At 67.4% G+C, this 24,301-nt stretch carries 24 protein-coding genes, 2 tRNA genes, 1 pseudogene and 1 other annotated feature (1 of these 28 running past the window's edge); of the genes and pseudogenes, 21 read left to right on the top strand and 6 right to left on the bottom strand.

Annotated elements, in window-relative coordinates; translation table 11 throughout:
* Window positions 1-104, top strand: a sequence feature (16S ribosomal RNA rRNA prediction is too short); it begins 394 nt to the left of the window's first position.
* A gap of 103 nt (window positions 105-207) precedes the next feature.
* Window positions 208-675, top strand: coding sequence for an IS3 family transposase (locus C1926_RS16995; protein ID WP_216822022.1), 468 nt, complete (start codon window positions 208-210; stop codon window positions 673-675).
* A gap of 249 nt (window positions 676-924) precedes the next feature.
* On the opposite strand, the gene C1926_RS16990 is transcribed toward C1926_RS16995, so the two are convergent.
* Window positions 925-1,017, bottom strand: a tRNA-Ser gene (locus C1926_RS16990).
* A 145-nt stretch (window positions 1,018-1,162) separates the two neighbouring features.
* Here C1926_RS16990 and dnaX point away from each other — a divergent pair.
* The 4 genes from dnaX to C1926_RS16970 all read left to right on the top strand — a co-directional run bounded on the left by dnaX (window position 1,163) and on the right by C1926_RS16970 (window position 4,726).
* Window positions 1,163-3,235 (top strand): DNA polymerase III subunit gamma/tau, encoded by a 2,073-nt coding sequence (dnaX, locus tag C1926_RS16985; RefSeq protein ID WP_108760010.1) that lies wholly within the window; start codon window positions 1,163-1,165, stop codon window positions 3,233-3,235.
* Between the two features lie 6 nt (window positions 3,236-3,241).
* Window positions 3,242-3,562, top strand: coding sequence for a YbaB/EbfC family nucleoid-associated protein (locus C1926_RS16980; protein WP_004154630.1), 321 nt, complete (start codon window positions 3,242-3,244; stop codon window positions 3,560-3,562).
* 144 nt (window positions 3,563-3,706) lie between these two features.
* On the top strand, window positions 3,707-4,306 hold the full coding sequence (recR, locus tag C1926_RS16975) for a recombination mediator RecR (protein WP_108760009.1): 600 nt from the start codon (window positions 3,707-3,709) through the stop codon (window positions 4,304-4,306).
* Between the two features lie 60 nt (window positions 4,307-4,366).
* A complete protein-coding gene (locus tag C1926_RS16970) occupies window positions 4,367-4,726 on the top strand; it encodes a histidine triad nucleotide-binding protein (protein ID WP_108760745.1) in 360 nt (119 codons plus the stop codon).
* Window positions 4,727-4,839: 113 nt separating this feature from the next.
* Here C1926_RS16970 and C1926_RS16965 read toward each other — a convergent pair whose 3' ends face one another.
* Genes C1926_RS16965 through C1926_RS16950 form a run of 4 tightly spaced genes read right to left on the bottom strand, consistent with a single transcriptional unit; the run spans window position 4,840 to window position 9,206 of the window.
* Window positions 4,840-5,367, bottom strand: a complete 528-nt coding sequence (locus tag C1926_RS16965; RefSeq protein ID WP_079220835.1) for a Slp family lipoprotein — start codon at window positions 5,365-5,367, stop codon at window positions 4,840-4,842.
* Window positions 5,364-7,313, bottom strand: a complete 1,950-nt coding sequence (locus C1926_RS16960; RefSeq protein ID WP_108760008.1) for a DUF3488 and transglutaminase-like domain-containing protein — start codon at window positions 7,311-7,313, stop codon at window positions 5,364-5,366. Before C1926_RS16960 ends, C1926_RS16965 begins: the two co-directional genes overlap by 4 nt.
* Entirely contained in the window at window positions 7,306-8,250 is a 945-nt protein-coding gene (locus tag C1926_RS16955; RefSeq protein ID WP_108760007.1) for a DUF58 domain-containing protein, read from the bottom strand. Before C1926_RS16955 ends, C1926_RS16960 begins: the two co-directional genes overlap by 8 nt.
* Before the next feature lie 2 nt (window positions 8,251-8,252).
* A complete protein-coding gene (locus C1926_RS16950) occupies window positions 8,253-9,206 on the bottom strand; it encodes a MoxR family ATPase (protein ID WP_108760744.1) in 954 nt (317 codons plus the stop codon).
* 44 nt (window positions 9,207-9,250) lie between these two features.
* On the opposite strand from C1926_RS16950, the gene C1926_RS16945 reads away from it, so the two are divergent.
* The gene (locus C1926_RS16945) at window positions 9,251-11,089 is read left to right on the top strand and encodes a glycosyltransferase family 39 protein (protein WP_108760006.1); all 1,839 of its coding nucleotides are present in this window, start codon (window positions 9,251-9,253) and stop codon (window positions 11,087-11,089) included.
* Window positions 11,090-11,194: 105 nt separating this feature from the next.
* Here the strand turns inward: C1926_RS16945 and C1926_RS16940 are convergent, their stop codons facing one another.
* The gene (locus C1926_RS16940; RefSeq protein ID WP_108760005.1) at window positions 11,195-11,767 is read right to left on the bottom strand and encodes a Maf family nucleotide pyrophosphatase; all 573 of its coding nucleotides are present in this window, start codon (window positions 11,765-11,767) and stop codon (window positions 11,195-11,197) included.
* A 114-nt stretch (window positions 11,768-11,881) separates the two neighbouring features.
* Here C1926_RS16940 and C1926_RS16935 point away from each other — a divergent pair, with 114 nt between their 5' ends.
* From C1926_RS16935 to C1926_RS16865, 15 genes and pseudogenes are all read left to right on the top strand, one after another.
* Window positions 11,882-12,391, top strand: coding sequence for a YceD family protein (locus C1926_RS16935; protein WP_079220840.1), 510 nt, complete (start codon window positions 11,882-11,884; stop codon window positions 12,389-12,391).
* Between the two features lie 116 nt (window positions 12,392-12,507).
* Window positions 12,508-12,702: a 50S ribosomal protein L32 gene (rpmF, locus tag C1926_RS16930; RefSeq protein WP_004154640.1), complete on the top strand. Its 195-nt coding sequence runs from the start codon at window positions 12,508-12,510 to the stop codon at window positions 12,700-12,702.
* Window positions 12,703-12,793: 91 nt separating this feature from the next.
* The gene (locus C1926_RS16925; protein ID WP_079220841.1) at window positions 12,794-13,774 is read left to right on the top strand and encodes a beta-ketoacyl-ACP synthase III; all 981 of its coding nucleotides are present in this window, start codon (window positions 12,794-12,796) and stop codon (window positions 13,772-13,774) included.
* 74 nt (window positions 13,775-13,848) lie between these two features.
* The gene (locus C1926_RS16920; RefSeq protein ID WP_079220842.1) at window positions 13,849-14,631 is read left to right on the top strand and encodes a serine/threonine protein phosphatase; all 783 of its coding nucleotides are present in this window, start codon (window positions 13,849-13,851) and stop codon (window positions 14,629-14,631) included.
* Window positions 14,632-14,820: 189 nt separating this feature from the next.
* Complete coding sequence (fabD, locus tag C1926_RS16915; RefSeq protein WP_108760004.1) at window positions 14,821-15,765, top strand: ACP S-malonyltransferase; 945 nt, start codon at window positions 14,821-14,823, stop codon at window positions 15,763-15,765.
* Window positions 15,766-15,846: 81 nt separating this feature from the next.
* Window positions 15,847-16,590: a 3-oxoacyl-ACP reductase FabG gene (gene fabG, locus C1926_RS16910; RefSeq protein WP_108746060.1), complete on the top strand. Its 744-nt coding sequence runs from the start codon at window positions 15,847-15,849 to the stop codon at window positions 16,588-16,590.
* A gap of 153 nt (window positions 16,591-16,743) precedes the next feature.
* On the top strand, window positions 16,744-16,983 hold the full coding sequence (gene acpP / locus C1926_RS16905) for an acyl carrier protein (RefSeq protein WP_005415509.1): 240 nt from the start codon (window positions 16,744-16,746) through the stop codon (window positions 16,981-16,983).
* Between the two features lie 142 nt (window positions 16,984-17,125).
* Window positions 17,126-18,388, top strand: a complete 1,263-nt coding sequence (gene fabF / locus C1926_RS16900; protein WP_108760003.1) for a beta-ketoacyl-ACP synthase II — start codon at window positions 17,126-17,128, stop codon at window positions 18,386-18,388.
* Between the two features lie 213 nt (window positions 18,389-18,601).
* Window positions 18,602-19,966, top strand: a complete 1,365-nt coding sequence (locus C1926_RS16895; protein ID WP_108760002.1) for an aminodeoxychorismate synthase component I — start codon at window positions 18,602-18,604, stop codon at window positions 19,964-19,966.
* Window positions 19,967-20,269: 303 nt separating this feature from the next.
* Window positions 20,270-21,331: an endolytic transglycosylase MltG gene (gene mltG, locus C1926_RS16890; RefSeq protein ID WP_108760001.1), complete on the top strand. Its 1,062-nt coding sequence runs from the start codon at window positions 20,270-20,272 to the stop codon at window positions 21,329-21,331.
* Window positions 21,328-21,993, top strand: a complete 666-nt coding sequence (tmk, locus tag C1926_RS16885) for a dTMP kinase (protein WP_108760000.1) — start codon at window positions 21,328-21,330, stop codon at window positions 21,991-21,993. The genes mltG and tmk overlap by 4 nt, the downstream gene beginning before the upstream one ends.
* Window positions 21,990-22,946: a DNA polymerase III subunit delta' gene (locus C1926_RS16880; RefSeq protein ID WP_079220848.1), complete on the top strand. Its 957-nt coding sequence runs from the start codon at window positions 21,990-21,992 to the stop codon at window positions 22,944-22,946. The genes tmk and C1926_RS16880 overlap by 4 nt, the downstream gene beginning before the upstream one ends.
* Complete coding sequence (locus tag C1926_RS16875; protein ID WP_079220849.1) at window positions 22,943-23,296, top strand: PilZ domain-containing protein; 354 nt, start codon at window positions 22,943-22,945, stop codon at window positions 23,294-23,296. Before C1926_RS16880 ends, C1926_RS16875 begins: the two co-directional genes overlap by 4 nt.
* Before the next feature lie 216 nt (window positions 23,297-23,512).
* Window positions 23,513-23,587 (top strand) — tRNA-Val (locus tag C1926_RS16870).
* A 103-nt stretch (window positions 23,588-23,690) separates the two neighbouring features.
* Window positions 23,691-24,301, top strand: a pseudogene (locus C1926_RS16865) (IS3 family transposase); the annotation flags it as partial.

The following is a 24,301-nucleotide window of genomic DNA, read 5'->3' as shown; positions in this document are numbered from 1 at the left end:
CATCTGATTGAACCGAAACTGCAGGCGGCGGGGATCGATCTGGGGCGTGACCGTCTATTTGACGTGCTGCGAGAGGCACGGCTGCTGGTGCCGCAACGTCGCGCGTATCACAAGACCACCGATAGCCATCATCGCTTCCGCAAACATCCCAACCTGCTCAAACCCGGGGAAAATTGCGTAGTTCCCAATGGTTGCGAACAGGTGTGGGTGGCTGACATCACCTATCTGCCCACGGATGGAAAATTCGTTTATCTGAGCCTGGTTACCGATGCCTGGTCACGCAAGATTGTGGGCTGGAGCGTGAATGAGACGCTGCAGACCGAACATACCGCGCAAGCACTGGAAATGGCCCTGAAAGCCCGGAAAACGAGGCAGCGACTGATCCACCATTCGGATCGAGGCATTCAATACTGCTCGGACAACTACCAGCATATCCACGCCAAGCATGGCTTGGTCTGCTCGATGACCGACGGCTATGACTGCTATCAGAATGCTCTGGCAGAACGAGTCAACGGGATCCTGAAATGCGAGTTTCTGCTCCATCGCCCGCGGGACCTTGGGCAGGCCCGCCAGATGGTGGCTGAGGCAGTAGAAATCTACAACGCCGAGCGACCCCACCTGTCCCTTAAAATGCAGACGCCCGATGCGATGCATCGGGCGTCCTTGGCCGCCTGAAGGCGGCCGGTTCATTCACCCCATGGGTGTCAACCTATGGCAGGACGGGTCAGTCTGGCGGAGAGAGGGGGATTGTCGGGTGCATCCATGCACCCGATCCCGATGCGCGTTGCGCCTCGGGACCAGCCTGCGGCTGTCCGGTTCTGCTCCTGCAGAACCGTCGAACCCCGGCGGGGCTTCTCACCACCCATCCCATCCGCCAGACAAACGCAAAAGGGCCACCCTATGGGCGGCCCTTTTGCGTTTGTCTGGCGGAGAGAGGGGGATTCGAACCCCCGAAGCGCGGTTTAGACGCTTACACACTTTCCAGGCGTGCTCCTTCAACCACTCGGACACCTCTCCGGATCCCTGCCATCGGCAAACGCCTCAGCAGGGGCGCAGATTCTAGCGGGCGGCGCGGCCTTACACAAGCACCCCCAGTCATCGATGTGCAGTGGGCGTGCCGGAGGCGAGGGGGCTGGACAGGCATGGCACAATGGAACATCCGATGGAAGACGGTGGCCTGATGTCCTATCTCGTGCTTGCCCGCAAGTGGCGTCCGAAGCGTTTTGCCGAGCTGGTGGGCCAGGAACACGTGGTCCGTGCGCTCAGCAATGCGCTGGACAGCGGCCGGGTCCACCACGCGTTCCTGTTCACCGGTACCCGCGGCGTGGGCAAGACCACCATCGCGCGCATCTTCGCCAAATCGCTTAACTGCGAACAGGGCACCAGCGCCGACCCGTGCGGCCAGTGTGCGGCCTGCCTGGACATCGACGCCGGCCGCTACATCGACCTGCTGGAAATCGATGCCGCGTCCAACACCGGCGTGGATGACGTGCGCGAGGTGATCGAGAACGCCCAGTACATGCCCTCCCGCGGCAAGTACAAGGTCTACCTGATCGACGAAGTGCACATGCTTTCCAAGGCGGCGTTCAACGCGCTGCTGAAGACGCTGGAAGAGCCGCCGGAGCACGTGAAGTTCCTGCTGGCCACCACCGACCCGCAGAAGCTGCCGGTCACCGTGCTCAGCCGCTGCCTGCAGTTCAACCTCAAGCGCCTGGACGAGGACCAGATCCAGGGGCAGATGACCCGCATCCTCGCCGCAGAGGAGATCGAGGCCGACGGCAGCGCCATCGTGCAGCTGGCCAAGGCTGCCGATGGCAGCCTGCGCGACGGCCTGTCGCTGCTGGACCAGGCGATCGCCTACGCCGGCGGCGCGCTGCGCGAGGACGTGGTGCGCACCATGCTGGGCACGGTCGACCGTACCCAGGTGGCCGCCATGCTCGATGCACTGGCCGAGGGCGATGGCCCGCGCCTGCTGCAGGTGGTGGCCGCGCTGGCCGAATTTTCGCCGGACTGGAGTGGCGTGCTGGAAGCGCTGGCTGAAGGCCTGCACCGCATCCAGGTGCAGCAGCTGGTGCCCGGCGCCGCCGCCCCTGCCGAGGGCCTGGATGCCGCCGCATTCGCCGAGCGCCTGCGCCCGGAAGTGGTGCAGCTCTGGTACCAGATGGCCCTGAACGGTCGTCGTGACCTGCCGCTGGCCCCCAGCCCGCGTGCCGGCTTCGAGATGGCGGTGCTGCGCATGCTGGCGTTCCGCCCGGCTGCTGCGGTGCCGCCGGTACCGAAGACGGTCGAAGGGGCTGTCGGTGGTGGCGCAAGCGGCGGCAACGCCGGCGGTGGCCCTGCCGGTGCCGGCAGCCAGGACGCCGCGCCTGTGGCTGCGGCCGCCGCGGCGGGCCCTGTGGCCGTGGCCGAGGTGACCGCGCCGGTGCAGGCCGCGCCGCGCGAGCCTGACCCCGAACCTGAGCCGGCTCCGCAACCTGAGCCTGAGCCGGACCCGACGCCGGAGCCGGAGCCTGAACCGGTCCCGGTGCAGGAACCCGAGTCGCCGCCGCCGGTGAAGGCCGAAGCGGCGCCGCAAGTGGCCGCCGACGATCTGCCGCCGTGGGCCACGGATGAGGCCGAGGCGCGCGATCAGGCGCTGGCGGAGGAGATCGACGTGCCGGTCGTGATGGCCACCCCGGAAGCGGCCATGGTCGCGCCGTGGCAGGAGCCGCCGGCCCCGGCACCGGTTGCTGTGGCGGCCGAGCCGGAACGCACGTTCCAGGCCGAAGGGATCGCGATCGCCCCGGCCTCGCCGAAAGCAGCACCCGCGCCGCTGGCGCAGGAGGGTGTGTCCGATCTGGCCAGCGCCGAGGACTGGCTGGATCTGGTGGCCAACAGCGGCCTGAGCGGCCCCTCGCGGCAGCTGGCGGCCAATGCCGCCTTCATCAGCTGCCAGGGCGGTACCTTGAAACTGGGCCTTTCGCCCGGATTTGAATACCTGCGTTCCGAACGCGCGCTGTCCGCCCTGGGCGAAATGCTGGAAAAGGCCCTGGGCCAGGCGCCGAGGATCGTGGTCGAGACCGTGGAAACCGAACACGTGCCGGCCGAGACCCTGCACCAGCGTGCCGACCGCCAGCGTGGCGAGCGGCAACAGGCCGCCGAGGCCATTTTCATGGACGATCCGGAAGTGCAGCTGCTGATCCAGCAGCATGGCGCCCGGGTTGTTTCCGATTCCATCCGTTCTTTTGACGAGTAAGACACTATGCGCGGCAACATCGCCCAACTGATGCAGCAGGCCCAGAAGATGCAGGAAAACCTGCAGAAGGCCCAGGAAGAAATCGCCAAGATCGAAGTGACCGGCAGCGCCGGTGGCGGCATGGTCAGCGTGACCCTGACCGGCGCCAAGGAATGCCGCAAGGTGCGCATCGACCCGTCGCTGGCCAGCGATCCGGAAATGCTGGAAGACCTGATCGCCGCCGCCTTCAACGATGCGTCCAACAAGATCGACGCCGAATCGAAGTCGAAGATGGGTTCGGCCACCGCCGGCATGCAGCTGCCGCCGGGCATGAAGCTGCCGTTCTGATGTTCAGCGTGGCACCCGTGTAATCGGGTGCCATCGACCGCGTAGAGTCGAGCTTGCTCGACTGTTCCAACCTTCAGTCGAGCATGGCTCGACTCTACCAAGCAAATCAGTCGAGCATGGCTCGACTCTACAAAGCCTGTCGCCGTGTCCGCACCCCTGCTTGAACAACTGATCGATGCATTGCGGGTGCTGCCTGGCGTCGGCCAGAAGACCGCGCAGCGCATGGCCTACCACCTGCTCGAGCGCGAACGCGAAGGCGGGCAGCGCCTGGCCGAAGCGCTGGCGCTGGCGGTCGAACGCATCGGCCATTGCGCGCAGTGCCGCGATTTCAGCGAAACCGAGCTGTGCCCGACCTGCGCCAACAACAGTCGCGAACGCAGCCAGTTGTGCGTGGTCGAATCACCGGCCGATCGCCTGGCCATCGAGAACGCCACCGGCTTCCGTGGCGTCTACTTCGTGCTGCAGGGCCGGCTGTCGCCACTCGATGGCGTCGGCCCGCGCGAGCTGGGCCTGGAGCAGTTGGAACAGCGGCTGGCGCAGGGCGAAGTGCAGGAACTGATCATCGCCACCAGCGCCACCGTTGAAGGGGAAGCCACCGCGCATTACCTCGCCCAGCTGGCGCGTGCGCGCCAGGTGCAGCCCAGCCGCCTAGCGCAGGGCCTGCCATTGGGTGGCGAACTGGAATACGTTGATCGCGGCACGCTGTCGCATGCGTTCGGGACGCGCAGCGAATTCCGCGATTGACCGCGGCCGCGCGTGGCGTGGCCGGCCTACAATGCGGAAGACATCCCGCCGAGGCCGACCATGAGCACCGAAACCCTCTTCAGCAAGATCATCCGTCGCGAGATCCCGGCCACCATCGTCTACGAGGATGACGAGGTGCTGGGCTTCAAGGACATCGCGCCGCAGGCGCCGGTGCACGTGCTGTTCATTCCGAAGAACGAGATCATCCCGACCCTGGACGACCTGCAGCCCTCGCAGGCGCACCTGATCGGCAAGCTGGCCCTGGCCGCCGCCGCGTATGCGCGCAGCGAAGGCTTCGCAGAAGACGGCTACCGCATCGTGATGAACTGCCGCGAGGATGCCGGGCAGACCGTGTTCCATATCCACATGCACCTACTGGCCGGTGCGCCGCTGGGCCATTTCGGTACGCCGGGGCGTTGAGGCAGCCGCATCCATGGCTTCCGTGCCGACCAACGGTCGGCACCCACCGTGGATGGCGCCAACAAGAAGGCCGCCCGAGGGCGGCCTTCTACATCACGTCAACCGTCGCGGGCTTACCACCAGCCCCAGCCACGGTAGCCGCCCCAGTACGGGCCCCACGGACCCGGGCCCCACGGGCTGTACGGGTAGGGCACCACATCGACCTGGCGCTGTTCCGGCCACAGGTAGATGACGTCGGCGGAGAGCTTGGGCAGGCGGTAGTCGTACTCGCCGATGCGGGTGTTGGCGTAACCATCGATCTTGCCGATGAAGGTCACGTCACGGCCTTCCTCGAAGACGGCCGGGTCGTAGAAGCCGGCGCGGCAGGCGATGAAGCGGCCGTCGCTGGCGTCGGACGAGGTGGTGTTCGGGCGGCCACTGCCATTGAGCGGGCGCGAGATGATCTGGAAGCAGGTCTCGCCCTGGCCAGGCTGGGTTTCAATGATGCGGCCACCCCAGCGAACGGGGGTGCCGACCTGCTGGGTGGCAACCGAGTCGCGCGGGGAAACCACGCTGAACTGACCCTGCAGCGGCTTGGGGGCCGTGGCGCAGGCCGACAGGGCCAGGGCGGCCACGGCGGTGAGAAGGAACTTGGTGTTCATGAAGTAGCTCCGGAAGTCGGGCGATGCCTGCGCAGGTCCCGCAATAATGGGGCGAGCTCGGTTCGAGTGCCAGCGTAGCGCGCTTCGGCGAAACGCTGGCTGAGTGCGATGAGGGCCGGATCGGGGCGCTGGGCGTGCACCCGCTGGGCCCAGGCCAGGGCTGGTTCGTGCGCCTCGCGGGCCAGCCCCAGCCGTGCGTAGCGACGGCCCAGCCGGTGCCAGACGCGCAGCAAGGGATCGCGCTCGCGTTCGCCACGGGCCAGCAGCCAGGCCATCCAGCCCAGCGCCAGCACGGCGGCTGCCACGAACCCGGCCAGCAGCTGGCCCGGGCCCAGGTCATCCAGGCCCAGCGGCTGCAGCAGCTGCTGCTGGCGGCGCGCGTCGAAGGACAGCACCAGGTCGTTCCAGCCCCGGCGCAGCCAGTCGCCGAGCTGGCCAGCCTGCAGCCAGCGCTGCTGCAGATTGAGGTCGCCACCTTCGGGAAGGCGGTCTTCCAGCGTATCGAGGATGCGCTCGGGCGCCACCGCTGCGGTCGGGTCCACCCGCACCCAGCCACGCTGGGGCAGCCAGACCTCGGCCCAGGCATGGGCATCCATGCGCCGCACCACCCAGTAATCGCCCACCCGGTTGCGGGTGCCGCCGGCGAAGCCGGTCACCACGCGCGCGGGAACGCCGGCATTGCGCATCAGCACGACGAAGGCCGAACTGAAGTGCTGGCAGAAGCCGGCCTTGTAGCCGAACAGGAACTCATCCACCGGATCGCGCCCCGGCGGCGGCGTCACCAGCGTGTAGGAGAAATCAGCCTTGATCCAGTCCAGCGCACGGCGGACCACGGCGGCATCGTCGGTGCCGGCTTCCTGCCGCCACTGCCGGGCCAGCGCTGCGGTGCGCGGGTTGAAGTTGGCCGGCAGCTGCAGCGCCGCCCGCCGCTGGTTGTCCGGCAGGTCGGCATCGAAGCGTGCTGCGGGTGCCGAGTGCAGGCGCCAGCGGCTCAGCGCCGACAGCGTGCGCTGGCTGGCCAGGCTCATCTCGGCATTGAGCATCGCGCCTTCCGGCGCCGCCGTGGGCAGGTCCAGCGCAACCAGCAGGCGGCGGTCCGTCGGCTCGTAGTCGATCTGGTAGTCCCAGCCCTGGCCTTCGTGCGCCACCTGCGGCATGGGCCGGTAATCGGCGTTGCGGTCGCGCGTCCAGACGTGGCCATCGAACCGGCTCAGCACCGGTCCGCGCCAGTAGCGCTGCTCGGGTTGCGGCGCGGCACCGAAGAACTGCACGCGCAGCGCCGGGGTGTCGTCGGCCATCAGGTCGAGCCACTGGTCCGGCTCCATCGATTCGGACAGGCCCGGCGTGCCGACCGCGCGCTCGGGCACGCCCCACAGCGGCGAGGTCAGCCGCGGGAACAGCCAGAAGCAGGCCAGCGCCAGCGGCAGGCCGATCAGCAGCAGGCGGCCGACGCCGCGCACCTGGCCAGTGAGCGGCAGCGGTGCGCTGCGGCCTTCGTTGTGGGCCAGCCGCTGCAGGGCGAGCAGGGCGGTGACGCCGGCCAGCGCGGCCAGCAGGGTGGTCAGCGGTCCCTGGTCGAGCAGGAAGGCGGCAAACGGCGCGAACAGGGCGAAGCCGAGCAGGCTGCGTGCATCGCGTACGCTGCGCAGCTCGCTGGATTTGATCGCCAGCATCGCTGCCAGCAATGCGCAGCCGGTGTCACGCCCCGGGCGCACCGCGCCCATCTGCCAGACGATGGCACCCAGCATGGCCAGCACCAGCAGCAGGCGCACCGGTATGGGCAGTACGCCTCGCAGCGAGAGCGCAGCGGTGGCCACGCCCGCCACGGCGATCAGTGCCGCCAGCGGCCCGGGCAGCTGCAGCAGCAGGGGCAGCAGTGCCAGCGCAGCGCTGGCCAGTGTCCAGCCGCGTGCATTGCGATCCAGCAGGAGGGCGGGCTCAGTCATGGGGCATCAGTGCCAGTGCGCGCAGGCACGCTTGATGGTGGCTCGCGCCCTGGCCGGGGCCGAGCGCGGGCTGGCCGGGCAGCAGCAGCGTGTAGCGGCGCCCCTCGCGTTCGGCGCTGTCGACCCAGCGCGCCAGGCGCGAAATGCGCACTTCCGTCGGCAGCGTGGCCAGTGCACGCCAGTCCAGCACCACTTCGATGCCGACCGGCTTCTCGTATTCGCGCACCAGCAGGGTGTCGCGCCGTGCCGAGTGTTTCCAGGCAATGCTGCGCGGCGGATCGCCTGCGCGGTACGGGCGCAGCTGGTGCAGTTCTTCGCCGCTGGCATGGGCGCGGGTGTGCAGCGGGTCGCTGCCCTGTTCGGGCAGGGGCTGCGCCACCGCTTCGGCCACCGGGTGCACCAGCAGCGGTTGTTCCGGCCACACCCAGGACCATGCGCGCACCAGGCCCAGCGGCTGGGTGCTGGACAGGCGGATGCGTGGCAGGTCGAGCCAGCCACGGCGTTCGGTGGGCACGTCCAGTTCCACTTCGCCCCGGCCGTGTGCGGGAAGGTCGGTCCAGGCCTGGCTGTCGCCGACCTGCAGTTCCAGGCCGTGCCGTGGCCGCGGATCGCGCAGCGACAGGTCCACGCGCAGGCGCAGCGGCTGGCCGGCAGGCACCGGCTCGGCCGAGATCGCATCGACCTGCACGCCCGACAGCTGCAGGTGGGCGGCGATGGTGCTGGCGATGGCGGCTGCCGCCAACAGCAACGCCAGCAGCAGGGCCGGGTTGTTGTTGTAGTTCAGTGCGCCCAGCAGCATGGCCGACAGCAACACGGCCACGAACAGCCCGAAGCGCGTGGGCAGCACATAGATGCGCCGGCGGTGGAGCCGCTGCGGCAATGCTTCGGGCGTGCGCGGGCGCGCCAGGCGCAGCAGGCGTGAGCCGCGTGCAGGCATCCTCAATCCACCGCGACGGTCTGCAGGATCGCGCGCGCCAGCGCCGGCCCCGTGTTCGACTCGGACTCGCCGACCAGGCGGTGGCCGGCCACGGCGACGAACAGGGTCTGCACGTCTTCGGGCACCACGTGGCCGCGGCCGAGCAGCAGCGCGTGCGCCTTGGCGGCGCGCAGCAGGGCCAGGCCGGCACGTGGCGACAGGCCAACGCGCACGCCGGCATGCTGGCGGCTGCGGGTCAGCAGGGCCTGCACGTAATCCACCAGGGCGTCGCTGACGTGGATCTGGCTGACTGCAGCGCGCAGTTCGCGCACCTGGTTGTCATCCAGCTGCGGCACGGCACGCGCGATCAGGTCGCGGCGGTCGGTGCCGCGCAGCAGTTCGCGCTCGGCCTGCGGGCTGGGGTAGCCCATGGCCAGCCGCAGCAGGAAGCGGTCCAGCTGCGAATCGGGCAGCGGGAACGTGCCGGAGAGATCGACCGGGTTCTGCGTGGCGATCACGAAGAACGGATCGGGCAGCGGATGGGTCTGCCCGTCCAGCGTCACCTGCTGTTCGGCCATCGCCTCCAGCAGTGCGCTCTGCGTGCGCGGCGGCGCGCGGTTGATCTCGTCGGCCAGCAGCACGTGCGAGAACACCGGGCCGGGGTGGAACTGGAACTGGCGCGTAGCGGCGTCGTAGACCGATACGCCCAGCACATCGGCCGGCAGCAGGTCTGAAGTGAACTGTACGCGCTGGAAGCTCAAGCCCAGGCTGCTGGCCAGTGCATGGGCCAGCGTTGTCTTGCCCAGGCCGGGCAGATCTTCGATGAGCAGGTGGCCACCGGAAAGCAGGGCGACAAAAGCCAGCCTGACTTCCGGCACCTTGCCGAGCACCAGTGCATTGACCTGATCCTGTGCCTCTCGCAGGGCCTGGCGCAGTTGATCGGTTAGCATGCTGGGCATGGGGGACGGAGCTGGCATGGTCGTCTCACGTTCGGGAACCATTCGATTCTATCCATAGAGCAATGCAGGGCGAACAACGCGCACGCACGATTTTTCTCTGGTTGTGGACGCTGGTCACAGCGGCCAAGCTGCTTGTGGCCGCACGTCTGCCTTTGTTCGTGGACGAAGCGTTCTACTGGCAGGAAGGCCAGCACCTGGCCGCCGCGTACTCCGACCTGCCCGGGCTGACCGCGTGGCTGGCGCGCCTGGGCGTGGAGATCGGCGGCCATCACGTGCTGGCGCTGCGTCTTCCGTTCCTGGCCATCGGCGCCCTGTTGCCATTGCTGGTCATGCGCATCGCCACGCGCTGGTTCGGCAACGTGGCCGGCTGGCAAGCGGGCAGCCTGACCCTGCTGATGCCGTTGTCGGCCACGCTGGGCCTGCTGGCCGTGCCCGATGTGCCGATGGCACTGGCCGCGGTGCTGTGCCTGGATGCCGGTGCGCGCCTGCTGCGCAACGTCGATGCGTCCTCGGCCATCATGCTGGGCCTGGGCCTGCTGATCGGCGCGCTCAGCCATTACCGCTTCATCGGCGTGATCGGCGTCGGCTTCATCGCGCTGCTGGCACTGCCGCAGGGCCGGCGGATGCTGACCGACCCGCGCGTGTGGGTGGCGCTGGCGGTGGGCGTGCTGGCCTGGTTGCCGCTGCTGGCCTGGAATGCCGACAACCATGATGCCGGCCTGAAATTCCAGGTGGTCGAGCGCCATCCCTGGGCGTTCGAGTGGCGGGGCCTGTGGTTCCTGGTCATCCAGCCGATGCTGGTCACGCCCATCCTGTGCATCGCGATGTGGAAAGTGGCGCTGGCCGGTACGCGCAGTGGTGGTGGCGCGCGCGTGCAGTGGCGCTACTTCGGCCTGGTCGGTGGCGTGTCCACCCTGGGCATCTTCCTGCTGGGCTTCTTCACCGATGTCGAGCGCATCAGCTTCCACTGGCCGCTGCCCGGCTACCTCGCTCTGCTGGTGGCGGTGCCGGTGGTGCTCAATGGATGGCCGCGCTGGCTGCGCCGTACCGGCTGGTGGCTGGCCGGCATCGGCATGGCGCTGTCCTTCGGCTATTACCTGATGGCATCCACGCCCTCGCTGCGCGAGCAGTTGGCCGGTGACAAGTACTACCCGCGCAACTTCGCCGGCTGGGAGCCGCTGGCGGCCGCCGTGCGCGACGAACTGGCACAGATGCCGGAAGGCACGCGCGTGCTGGCTGGCAACTTCAAGGTGGGTGCCGAGCTCGGCTTCCAGCTGGGCGACGCCGATATCCTGGTGCTGCCGCACCCGCTGAACGACAAGCACGGGCGCACCGCGCAGCTGGCGCAATGGGGCCAGGTGCACGAAGGCGAGCGCAGTGGGCCGATGCTGCTGGTGCTCTCGCCCAGCGACCAGCGCTTCCGCGATCTGGTGCCGCGCTACCACGCGGTCTGCGCGCAGGTCGGGCCGCTGCCGCCGCCGCGGGTGGTCAGCAACGATCACGGTTTCCAGCGCTTCCTGCTGTTCCGCCTGCCTGCGCAGCGCGCAGAGGGCGAGTGCGTGACGCCAGCGGTGGCCTATCTCGATTCGCCGGGCAATGGCGAAGCGGTGTCGGGCACGTTGGCGGTGAAGGGGTGGGCGTTCAAGGACGGCGTCGGCCTGGCGCGCGTGGAAGTGCTGGTGGACGGGCAGCCGGTGGGCGATGCCCAGTACGGCCGCGAGCTCGACATCCGGCCGATGTGGCCGATGTCCAACGACCCGCAGCACCCGAATGCCGGCTTCGATGCCAGCGTGGAGACGCTGGGGCTGTCACCTGGCCGGCATTGGCTGGGACTGCGCCTGCATGGCCGCGATGGCAGCGTGGAGGACTGGCAGGAACAGCCGTTCGAGGTGGGTCGGTAAACCTTTGTAGAGTCGAGCCATGCTCGACTGCTCCCTGCATCCAGTCGAGCATGGCTCGACTCTACAAAACAGCAGGAGCAGTCGAGCATGGCTCGACTCTACAAATTACGGCACTGCGAACCCGGCCCGGCGCAGCAGCGCACACAGGGCAATCAGCGGCAGTCCGATCAGGGCGGTGGGATCACGGTTGTCGATTGCCTCGAACAGGCTGATACCCAGGCCTTCGCACTTGAAGCTGCCGGCGCAGTCCAGCGGTTGTTCGGCGGCCACGTAGCGGGCAATTTCCTCGGCCTGCAGCGGGCGGAAGCGCACTTCGGTCAGGTCCATCGCCGCAAATGATTCTCCATCGCGCGTGAGACTGATGGCCGTATGGAAGCGCACCGTCTGCCCGGCCATCGCCGCCAGCTGCGCGCAGGCGGCCTCGACCGTGCCCGGCTTGCCCAGCGGCTGTCCATTCAGGTCCGCCACCTGGTCCGAGCCGATCACCCACGCGCCGGGATGCCGTGCGGCGACCTCGGCAGCCTTCGCAGCCGCCAACCGTCCGGCCAGGGCCCGCGGGGCCTCGCCGGCCTGCGGGGTCTCGTCCACCTCCGGGCGTGCGCAGTCGAAGGGCAGGCCGAGGCGCTGCAGCAGCTCGCGGCGGTAGCGGGAAGTGGAGGCCAGGAGCAGGGCAGGCATGCGACAATTCCGGGGCAGGGCGCGGCAGTCTGGCCCGGCATCGGCGCTGCCAGCAAGCCCCTGTATGGCGGGCATTTGACAGCGGCGGTCCCGATCCTTAGTATTCAGCGGCTTATGTCCGCGAACGTGCCCGAAACGCTGGATGCTTGGCGGATGGTCGTAGCGCGAAGGCGCTTCGACGGCCAGGTCTCTTTGGCTGATTTGACTCGCCTGCAAGGGTTGGTCGCCGATACCGACGGTGAGTGCAATTACTCGCTTGAATTCGGTCGCGACGACATCTTGCGGGTATCCTATGTGGAACTGACCATCGATACCGCGTTGCCGCTGACCTGTCAGCGCAGCATGCAGCGATTCCTGTTGCCGGTGAAGATGACCCAGAGGCTTGGCCTGATCCGCGACGAGGACGAGGAATCGTCCCTGCCCGAGGAGTACGAGGCGTTGCTGGTGCCGGAAGATGGGCAGCTGCGTCCGCTGGACCTGGTCGAAGATGAATTGGTGCTGGCGGTACCGGTGGTACCGCTGTCGCCGGACGGTGAGGCAGTCAACAAGGACTGGGCACCGACCGAAGAAGAAACAAAGCAGGCCAACCCGTTTGCGGCGTTGGCGGCACTGAAGAAAGAGTAAAAGCATTAGCAGCCGGATTGTCGTCGGCGGCTGCGGCGAAAGCGAAAGTGTGCTGGGCGCTGGCGTCCTGCGCGACGATACGACGAAGCAAATCGAACCGAGTTTGGAGCAATCCCATGGCTGTCCAGAAATCCCGTGTCACCCCGTCCCGCCGCGGTATGCGCCGTGCGCATGACGCCCTGAGCGCCAAGCAGCTGTCGACCGACCCGACCACCGGCGAAGTGCACCTGCGTCACCACATCACTGCTGACGGTTTCTACCGCGGCAAGAAGGTCATCCAGACCAAGACCTCGGCCGTCGAAGAAGATTGATGTGCCGAAAGGCCGCTGCCCCCAGGGCAGCGGCCTTTGCCTTCTTCCCCGGGCATGCCGGTGATCGGCAGCCTGCGCAACAGGAAACATGATGAGCAAGCGGATCTACTCGAGGATCGCGGGCACCGGTAGCTATTTGCCGGAAAAAGTCCTGACCAACGCCGACCTGGAAAAAATGGTCGAAACCTCGGATGAGTGGATCCAGTCGCGCACCGGTATTCGTGAACGGCACATCGCGGCCGAAGGCGAAACCACCAGCGACCTCGGCTACCACGCCGCAGTGCGTGCGCTTGAAGCGGCCGGTATCGACGCTTCGCAGCTCGACATGATCGTGGTCGGTACGACCACCCCTGACCTTATTTTCCCGTCCACCGCGTGCCTGATCCAGGCCAAGCTCGGTGCGTCGGGCTGCCCCGCCTTCGACGTCAACGCGGCCTGCTCGGGCTTCGTGTTCGCGCTCAGCGTGGCCGACAAGTTCATCCGTTCCGGTGACGCCCGCCATGTGCTGGTGATCGGCGCCGAAACGCTGACCCGCATCGTCGACTGGGAAGATCGCACCACCTGTGTGCTGTTCGGCGACGGTGCCGGCGCGGTCGTGCTCAAGGCCGACGAAGAAACCGGCATCCTCAGCACCCACCTGCATTCCGATGGCAGCAAGAAAGAGCTGCTGTGGAACCCGGTCGGCGTGTCGGTCGGTTTCAAGGATGGCAGCGGCAACGGCGGCGGCACCATCAACATGAAGGGCAACGACGTGTTCAAGTACGCCGTCAAGGCGCTGGACTCGGTCGTGGACGAAACCCTGGAGGCCAACGGCCTGGGCAAGTCCGACCTGGATTGGCTGATTCCGCACCAGGCCAACCTGCGCATCATCGAAGCCACCGCCAAGCGGCTGGACATGTCGATGGACCAGGTCGTGGTCACCGTCGACCGCCACGGCAACACCTCCTCCGGCTCGGTGCCGCTGGCGCTGGACGCCGCGGTGCGTTCGGGCAAGGTCGAGCGCGGCCAGCTGCTGCTGCTGGAAGCCTTCGGTGGCGGCTTCACGTGGGGTTCGGCCCTGCTGCGCTATTGATAGCGTAGTTACGACAACGTGAAGTCTGTCGTTACGGCCCCTCTGGGGCCGTAACGCGTTTCAGGAGATCCGTCATGGTTGAGCCCATCGTCATCGAAGGGCAGCGCGCCTGGCTGAAGCAGTACGGCAAGGGAAGCCGCGCATTCGCCTTGGGCCTGCTCAATTTCATCGCCCGCCGCTTCCACCTCGATGCCCTGCGTCCGCCGCCGCACCGCGGGGGTGATGCCGCGTGCAAGACCGAGGCGCGCCGCCTGGGCGAGCTGCACGCGCAGGGCGTCAACGTGCCCGAAGTGATCGGCAGCGGCCACGCCGCGCTGGTGATCGGCGACAACGGCGGGTCCTTCAATACCTGCCTGCGCGAAGCCGATGATGCCGGTCGTGACCGGCTGGTAGCGGCGGCCATGAAGGCGCTCGCCGAGGCCCATGGCCGTGGCGCGTATTTCGGCCAGCCGGTGCCGCGCAACCTCACCTGGGACGGGCAGAACGTGGGCTTCATCGATTTCGAGGAAGACCCGCTGGAAGTGATGGACCTGGCCGAGGCCCAGGCGCGCGACTGGCTGATGTTCGGCTATGGCGTGGCCAAGTACTACGCCGACCGGCCGCAGCACCTGCAGGCGATGATGGCCGAGGCCATGAATGGCGTGCAGGCGCCGGTACGCGCGCACGTGCATTCGGTCAGTGGCCGGCTGCAGGGCCTGGCCCGGGTGTGCATGAAGCTGGGCCGCTCGGCCCGCGCGCTGGCGCAGTCGATCTTCATCACCCATGGCGCCACCACGCTGGGCCTGATCATGGTGGTGGGACTGTGCGTGGACTGGTTTGCCGATGGCGAGCTGGACGTCCTGCAGCTGTTCTGCTGATTGCGGTCCGCCGGGCATGGCCCGGCGCTACCGGACCCGTTCGCGGGGCAGGGGTCAGAGCCCTTTTCCGGTGGAAAAGGGATCCGACCCCGTTGTGGGTCCATACGCCCTGCATACGCGCACGTACAGACGACACGGGGGATTCGCCCTTATCATGGCCCGCTTCGATTGCAACAAGCGGATGACCGCGTGACCGTATCCACCCTCGCATTTGTCTTCCCCGGTCAGGGCTCGCAGTCCGTGGGCATGCTGGCCGAGCTGGCCGAGCTGCACCCGCAGGTGCGTGAAGCCTTCACCGAAGCATCCGATGGTGCCGGCGTCGACCTGTGGGCGCTGTCCCAGGGTGGCCCGGAGGAAATGCTCAACCGTACCGAATACACCCAGCCGGCCCTGCTGGCCGCAAGCATCGGCGCATGGCGCGCCTGGAACGCCGCAGGCGGTCCGCGCCCTTCGGTCCTGGCTGGCCACAGCCTGGGCGAATACACCGCGCTGGTCGCTGCCGGCGCACTGAGCCTGCATGACGGTGCGCACCTGGTGCGCCTGCGCGGCCAGCTGATGCAGGAAGCCGCGCCGGCCGGCGTCGGTGCCATGGCCGCTGTGCTCGGTGCCGAGGACCAGCTGGTGCTGGACGTCTGCGCCGAAGCGGCGGGCAGCCAGATCGTGGTGCCGGCCAACTTCAACTCGCCGGGCCAGATCGTCATCGGTGGCGACGCTGCCGCGGTCGACCGCGCGCTGGCGCTGCTGGCTGAAAAGGGCGTGCGCAAGGCGGTGAAGCTGGCCGTCAGCGTGCCCTCGCACACCCCGCTGATGCGCGAAGCCGCCAACCGCCTGGCCGAAGTGATGGCCGGCCTGTCCTGGCTGGCACCGCAGCTGCCGGTGGTGCAGAACGTCGATGCCAAGGTGCATGACGGCGTCGATGCCATCCGTACCGCGCTGGTGCAGCAGCTGTACCAGCCGGTGCAGTGGACCGGTTGCGTGCAGGCCCTGGCCGCCCGTGGCATCACCCAGATTGCCGAGTGCGGCCCGGGCAAGGTGCTGACCGGCCTTATCAAGCGCATCGACAAGTCCATCGACGGCCGTTCCCTGGCGACCCCGGGCGACTTCGAAGGCGCCCGCGAGGCGTGGTCGGCCTGATCCCCCTGTTCCTGCCGACCGTGCCGGTGGCCGCTGCAAGCGGCACGGGCGCGGTCGCTGCCCACGTTTGAGGACAACATCATGAGCAAGCCCCTGCAGGGTGAAATCGCACTGGTCACTGGCGCCAGCCGTGGCATTGGTGCCGCCATCGCCGATCTGCTGGCCGCCCAGGGCGCCACCGTCATCGGCACCGCCACCACCGAATCCGGCGCTGCCGCGATCGGCGAGCGCCTGGCGGCCCACGGCGGCCACGGCCGCGCGCTGAACGTCACCGACGCTGCCGCACTAGAAAGCGTGCTGGACGGCATCGCCAAGGAATTCGGCGCCATCTCGATCCTGGTCAACAACGCCGGCATCACCCGCGACAACCTGCTGATGCGCATGAAGGAAGACGATTGGGCGTCGATCATCGACACCAACCTGACCAGCGTGTTCCGCACCAGCAAGGCGGTCATGCGCGGCATGATGAAGGCGCGCAAGGGCCGCATCATCAACATCGCATCGGTGGTGGGCGTGACCGGCAATGCCGGCCAGGCCAACTACGCCGCCGCCAAGGCCGGCATCATCGGTTTCAGCAAGTCGCTGGCCAAGGAAATCGGCTCGCGCGGCGTCACCGTCAATGTCGTCGCCCCCGGCTTCATCGACACCGACATGACCAAGGCGCTGCCGGAAGAAGCCCGCACCGCCCTGATCAACGACATCGCCCTCGAACGCCTCGGTTCGCCGGAAGACATCGCCCATGCGGTGGCCTTCCTGGCCAGCCCGGCGGCCGGCTACATCACCGGCGAAACCCTCCATGTGAACGGCGGCATGTACATGCCGTAAGCAAGGGGCGCACGGATTGCGCCGCAAGTGGTTGATCTGCTGGGTTTTTTGCACCTATGCAAGGCCCCGCCGGTTTCCACTACACTATCCCACGGCCATCGCCATCCGATGGCGACCACTTTTGAACCACTACTCCATCTGGAGCGATACCCCATGAGCACCATCGAAGAACGCGTCAAGAAAATCGTCGTCGAACAGCTTGGCGTCAAGGAAGAAGAAGTCACCAACAGCGCATCGTTCGTCGATGACCTGGGCGCTGACTCGCTGGACACCGTTGAGCTGGTGATGGCCCTGGAAGAAGAGTTCGAGTGCGAGATCCCGGACGAAGAAGCCGAGAAGATCAGCACCGTGCAGGCCGCCATCGACTACATCAAGGCCCACGTCAAGGCCTGATGTCAGACGGCAGTGCGCGCGCGGGTTCCGCTCGCCGCGCACCGCACCCCATGGGGCCGCAGTTGCGGCCCCGTGTGTTTGAGCATCACACCGCAGTAGAACCGAGTTGCCCGTTGACATCATCGGGTCAGGAGAATCAGCAATGAAGCGTCGCGTCGTCGTAACCGGCCTGGGTATCGTCTCGCCGTTGGGCAATGATCTGGCCAGCAGCTGGGAAGGCATCACCCAGGGTCGTTCGGGCATCGGTCCGCTGACCAACGTTTCTGATGCCTACCTGGATCGGTTCACCACCAAGATTGCAGGTGAGGTCAAAGGCTTTGACATCACCGCCGACAACGAACTGTTCGGCAAATTCCGGGTCAGCGGCAAGGATGCCAAGAAGATGGACCCGTTCATTCATTACGGCCTCGGTGCCTCCTTCATGGCCCTGCATGATGCAGGCCTGGAGATCACCGAAGCCAACGCCGAGCGCATCGGCGCGATCGTCGGCGCCGGCATCGGCGGCCTGCTGGGCATCGAAGAGCAGACCATCGATTTCCACGAGGGCAAGAAGATCTCGCCCTTCTACGTGCCCAAGACCATCATCAACATGCTGCCGGGCCAGCTGAGCATCATCACCGGCCTGAAGGGTCCGTCGTTCTCGGCGGTCTCGGCGTGCGCGACCTCGAACCATTCGATCGGTACCGCGATGCGCATGATCCAGTACGGCGATGCCGACGTGATGGTGGCCGGTGGCGCCGAGCGCGGTTCCTCGCCGACCGCCCTGGGCGGCTTCTGCGCGATGAAGGCCATGAGCACCCGCAACGATGCCCCGGAACAGGCCTCGCGCCCGTGGGACAAGGACCGCGACGGCTTCGTGCTGGGTGACGGCGCCGGCATCCTGGTGCTGGAAGAGTACGAACACGCCAAGGCCCGTGGCGCGAAGATCTACTGCGAACTGGCCGGCTTCGGCGCCAGCTCGGACGCGTACCACATGACCGCCCCGAGCGAGAACGGCGAAGGCGCCGCCCGCTGCATGGCCATGGCCATGCGCGACGCCGGCGTGACCCCGGAACAGGTCGGTTACCTCAACGCACACGGCACCTCCACGCCGCTGGGCGACCTGGGCGAAACCATGGCCATGAAGGCCGCCTTCGGCGACCACGCCTACAAGATGATGGTCAGCTCCACCAAGTCGATGACCGGCCACCTGCTGGGTGCCGCTGGCGGCGTGGAAGCGATCTTCTCGGTGATGGCACTGCAGGACAACGTCATCCCGCCAACCATCAACCTGGAGCAGCCGGGCGAAGGCTGCGACCTGGACTACGTGCCCAACGAAGCACGCCAGGCCAAGGTCGACGTGGTGATGTCCAATGGCTTCGGCTTCGGCGGCACCAACGGCACGCTGATCTTCAAGCGCGTCTGACCGAGTTGCGACGTCGCGCCATGCTCGACGTCGCATTGGTAGAGTCGACTGTTAGTCGACTGCCTTTCGATCCGCCGCGGTGATCGTTGATGGGAAAGCAGCCGACTGACAGTCGACTCTACCTATCGGCAATCCGACAAACGGATCAACGCCGTGCACCACGGAGCCGCCGCAAGGCGGCTTCCGTGCATCTGAACCCCCGAACTGGCCGCCATGACCCACGCCCCGCTGATCCACCCGCTGCCGCACCCGATCGACCTGCTGGCCCTGCAGCAGCACGACCCGGCGCGCTTCCCCCTGCTGATGGAATCCACCGCCTCGGGCACCGCCCAGGGCCGCTGGAGCCTGCTGCTGGCCGCGCAGGGCGACAGCCTGCGGCTGGACGCCGACGGCCAGGTGCGCGACCAGCACGACGCCGTGCAGCCGGGCAGCTTCCTGCAGGTGCTGGACCGCGCCTGGCAGGCCGCGCGCCTGCCGCACGACGGCAGCCACAGCCTGCCGTTCCGCGGCGGCTGGGCGCTGATGCTCGACTACGAAGTGGCCAGCCAGATTGAAACCGTGCTGCCGGCGCGTGCGCGCGACGACGGTCGCCCGACCGCACTGGCCCTGCGCTGCCCGGCGGCCGTGCTGCACGACCACGAGAACGATGCCAGCTTCGTCATCGCCGAAGCGGGCGAACAGGCGCTGCTGGATGCGCTGCTGGCACAGGCCTCGGCCGCGCCGCCCGACGCCGGGCAGGGCTGGCAGCCGCCGCAGTCGGTGGGCGAGGACGCGCCGCAGCGCTTCACCGACGGCGTGCGCCGGGTGATCGAGTACCTGCGTGCCGGCGACGTGTTCCAGGTGAACCTGTCGCGGCGCTGGAGCGCGCAGTTCGCCGCGCTGGTCAGCCCGCAGGCGCTGTACGCGCAGTTGCGCCGCGCCAATCCCGCACCGTTCGCGGGCCTGTTCACCGCGCATGGCCGCCACGTGGTCAGCTCCTCGCCGGAGCGGCTGGTATCGGTGCATGCCGGCCACGCGCAGACCCGGCCGATTGCCGGCACCCGCCCGCGCTTTGAAGGCGACGACGATGCCGCGCGCATCCAGGAACTGGTCGGCCACCCCAAGGAGCGCGCCGAGCACGTGATGCTGATCGACCTGGAGCGCAACGACCTGGGCCGCATCTGCCTGCCCGGCACCGTGGTGGTCGATGAACTGATGACCGTGGAAAGCTATGCCCACGTGCACCACATCGTCAGCAACGTCAGCGGCCACCTGCGCCCCGAGGTGACCCCGGGCGAGGTGATCGCCGCGACCTTCCCGGGTGGCACCATCACCGGCTGCCCCAAGGTGCGCTGCATGCAGATCATCAGCGAACTGGAGCAGGTGCCGCGCGGTGCCTATACCGGCGCATTCGGCTGGCTGAACCGCGATGGCGACCTGGACCTGAACATCCTCATCCGCACCGCCGAAGTGGATGGGCACGAAGTCAGCTTCCGCACCGGTGCCGGCATCGTGGTCGACTCGGACCCGGACAAGGAACTGGACGAGACCCGCGCCAAGGCCCGCGGCCTGCTGCGGGCGCTGGGCCAGCAGGGGTAACCGATCGCCCCCCGCCGGGCATGGCCCGGCGCTACCAGTCCTGGTGGGTGCCGACCGTTGGTCGGCACGGACGCCCCCGCCGGGCATGGCCCGGCGCTACCGGCGGTTCATCCACGCATGGCGTGGCTCTACTGCCGGTAGTAGATCCACGCCATGCGTGGATGAATCGCCATGGGATCGCCCGGAGCCGGTAGCGCCGGGCCATGCCCGGCGAGCGAAGCGGGGTCGGGGGCCACCCCGGTCATGACCCCACGCCACCCGGCACGGTATCCTGCACGGCGGAATCGCATTCAGAGGTAGTCCATGGCGGGAGCCAAGCGCGGGTGTCTGTTCGTGGTCATGCTGGTGGTGGTGCTGGGCGCCGTCCTCGCCGGCGTGGGCGCGTGGTTCTTCTACCAGCAGGGCCAGTTCGCAGACCGCCATATCACCCCGTCCGCCGAGAGCGTGGTCATCGCCAGCGGCGATGGCATGAACACCGTGCTGCGCAAGCTGCGCGATGCCGGTGTGGATGAAGGCCAGGACACCCAGTGGCAGCTGCTGGCCCGCCAGCTCGATGCCGCCGGCAAGCTGAAGGTGGGCGAGTACGCGCTGGACAGCAGCCTGACCCCGCGCGAGCTGCTGCTGCGCATGCGCGCCGGCAAGGTGCTGCAGCACCGCGTCACCCTTGTCGAAGGCTGGAACATCCGCCAGGTGCGCGCTGCGCTGAAACGCGCCGAGCCGCTGCTGCACACCACCGATACCCTGGATGACGCCGCGCTGATGCAGCGCCTGGGCTTCGGCGGCCAGCACCCGGAAGGCCGCTTCCTGCCGGAAACCTACGTCTACCAGCGCGGCGACAGTGACATGGACGTGCTCAAGCGCGCCCATGCCGCGATGGAAAAAGCGCTGGACGAGGCCTGGGAAAGCCGTGCCGCCGACCTGCCGATCAACAGCCCGTATGAACTGCTGACGATCGCTTCGATCATCGAAAAGGAAACCGCGCTGGCCAGCGAGCGCCCGCAGATTGCCGGGGTGTTCATGCGCCGCCTGAAGATCGGCATGCGCCTGCAGACCGATCCCACCGTCATCTACGGCATCGGTACGGCCTACGACGGCAATATCCGCCGCCGCGACCTGACCACCGATACGCCCTACAACACCTACACCCGTGCCGGCCTGACCCCGACCCCGATCGCCATGCCCAGCCGTGATGCGCTGATGGCGGCCGCCCAGCCGGCGGCGGGCGATGCGCTGTACTTCGTCGCCGTGGGCGATGGCAGTGGCGCGCACGTGTTCTCGCCCAGCCTGGACCAGCACAACGCCGCCGTAGCCCGCTACCTGCAGCAGCTGCGCCAGCAACGTACCAAGGAGACCCCGGCGCAATGAGTTCCGCGCTGCTTCGCCACCCGCGTTTCGTCAGCCTGGAAGGCGGCGAGGGCGCGGGCAAGACCACCGCCATCAACGCCATCCGCGATTGCCTGCGCAGCCACGGCCACGAGGTCGTGCTGACCCGCGAGCCGGGCGGTACCCCGCTGGCCGAGCGCATCCGCGGCCTGGTGCTGAAGCCCGACGCCGAGATCGCCGCCGAGCCGCTCAGTGCCGAAGCCGAGCTGCTGCTGGTGTTTGCCGCGCGCGCCCAGCACGTGCGCCAGGTCATCCAGCCGGCATTGCAGCGCGGTGCCTACGTGCTGAGCGACCGCTTCACCGATTCCAGCTACGCCTACCAGGGCGGTGGCCGTGGCCTGGACCCGCAGTGGATTGCCGACCTGGAACGCCGCGCGGTCGGCCTGTTGCCAGGCCTGACCCTGCTGCTGGATGTGGACGTGGCCGTGGGCCGCGCCCGCGCCAATGGCCGCGACCTGTGGCCGGACCGCATTGAAAGCGAGCAGGACGATTTCTTCCAGCGTGTGCGCGAGGTGTTCCGCAGCCGCGCCCAGCAGGATCCGCAGCGCTTTGCGCTGATCGATGCCGGCCAGGTGCAGGAACGCGTGGCCGCCGATGTGGTGGCCAGCGTCGAGCGCTGGCTGCAGGCCGGGGAGGGCGCATGAGCAGCTTCTCGCCTTGGCAGCAGCGCGCCTTCGACCAGACCGTCGCTGCACTGGATGCCGATCGGCTGGGCCATGGCCTGCTGATCTGCGGCCCGGCCGGGCTGGGCAAGCGTGAGGTCGCGCTGGCCCTGGCCGACCACGTGCTGGCCCGTGGCGATGCCGCGCACGCCACGCGCACGCGCCAGCTGATTGCCGCCGGTACGCATCCGGACCTGCAACTGGTCAGCTTCATCCCGAACAAGAGCGGCGACAAGCTGCGCACCGAGATCGTCATCGAGCAGGTGCGCGAGATCACCAACAAGCTGGCGCTGACCCCGCAGTACGGCGTGGCCCAGGTGGTGATCGTCGACCCGGCCGATGCCATCAACCGCTCGGCCGCCAACGCCCTGCTGAAGACCCTGGAAGAACCGCAGCCCGGCCGCTACCTGTGGCTGATCAGCAGCGACCCAGCGCGCCTGCCGCAGACCGTGCGCAGCCGCTGCCAGCGCCTGGAATTCAAGCTGCCGCCGCGCGATGAAGCCATGGCGTGGCTGCAGCAGCAGGGCCACAGCGAAGCCTCCGCGCGCGAAGCGCTGGACGCGGCGCGCGGCCATCCGGGCCAGGCCGACAACTGGCTGCGCGAAGACGGCCTGAGCCTGCGCCGCGACGTGGGCCGGGAACTGGAACAACTGGCCGCCGGCAAGACCGGTGCGGTGGAGCTGGCGCAGAAGTGGTGCGGCGATGAAAACGCGGCGCTGCGCCTGCGCTTTGCCGCCGATCTGGCGCTGGCCCAGGCCAGCACCGACGCCTTGACCGCGCCGGACCGATTGCACAAGCTTGCAGCGTGGTTCGATGCTGCCAACCGTACCCGCGACCTGCTGCGCACCACCGTGCGTGCAGACCTTGCGGTGGTCGAGTTGCTGCTGGCCTGGAACAAGGTGAACGAGCGGCCTGCCGCAAGGGGAAATCGATGAGTGCCAGCAACGCCCGCCAGGGCATCCTGTCCCTGGCTGTAAAGGACAAAGCCGCGCTGTACAGCGCGTACATGCCGTTCGTGAAGAATGGCGGCATCTTCGTGCCCACGCCCAAGCGTTACTTCCTGGGCGACGAGGTGTTCCTGCTGCTGACCCTGCCCGATTCCAGCGAGCGCCTGCCGGTGGCCGGCAAGGTGATCTGGGTGACCCCGGCCGGCGCACAGGGCAACCGCGTGGCCGGCATCGGCGTGCAGCTGGCCGACGGCCAGGAAGGTGAGAACGTGCGCCACAAGATCGAGACCCTGCTGGCCGGCCTGACCAGCTCGGACAAGCCGACGCACACGATGTAACGGGGCGCGATCGCCGCCCCTGGAAACACACGTGAACCGCTGTTCTGTAGAGTCGAGCCATGCTCGACTGCGAGCTTCGAAAACGTCCGTGAACCGCTACCCAGTAGAGCTGAGCCATGCTCGGCTGCAGACCTCGAAAACGGCCGTGAACACAAATGTGAAAAGGTGTTGACGGCCTCTGAAAAGCCCCTATAATGAGCGGCTCAGCAACACACCGGGCGGTTAGCTCAGCGGTAGAGCATTGCCTTCACACGGCAAGGGTCACAGGTTCGATCCCTGTACCGCCCACCATGTTGCAGAACGAAAGAAGCCTCCAGAAATGGAGGCTTTTTTGTTGGCTGTGACCCGTCCTGAATTGGGTTGACACCTTTTCCCTCTGGAAAAGGAATGTTCAATGAAATCAACAATCAGGCGCAGCCAGCGGGATTACTCGCTGGCCTTCAAGTTGTCGGTGGTCGACCAGGTCGAGCGCGGGGAACTGACCTACAAAAAAGCCCAGGAGCGCTACGGGATTCAGGGACGCAGCACGGTCCTTTCCTGGCTTCGGCGGCATGGTCGGCAAGATTGGTCAGGTGGGGCATCATTCCCTTCCATGAGCACTGTCCCCAAAGCCGGAGCGGCCAAGCCGCTTACGCCGGAACAACAGATCAAGGCCCTGCAGGTCCAGTTGCGGGAGGCAAACGAGAAGGCGCAGCTCTTCGAGGCCATCGTGGATGTTCTCAAAGAGGATTACGGGGTAAAAATCGTAAAAAAGCCTTCCGGCAAGTCCTCACGCAAAGGCGCCTCAAAGGCGTAAGCGTTGCAAGGGCTTGCCGCCACTTTGGCATCAGTCGGCAGGCGTTCTATCAGGCTGGGCACCGTCATCAGCGGCGAGGCGCTGCCAATGCCACGGCACTGGCGCTTGTGAACGATTGCCGCGCGCGCCAGCCTCGAATAGGCACGCGCAAGCTGCACCATCTGATTGAACCGAAACTGCAGGCGGCGGGGATCGATCTGGGGCGTGAC

Source organism: Stenotrophomonas sp. ZAC14A_NAIMI4_1 (assembly GCF_003086915.1).
In the GTDB taxonomy this organism is placed as follows: domain Bacteria; phylum Pseudomonadota; class Gammaproteobacteria; order Xanthomonadales; family Xanthomonadaceae; genus Stenotrophomonas.
Note: the sequence above shows the minus strand (reverse complement) of the source record. Positions and strands in the feature narration are given on the sequence as shown.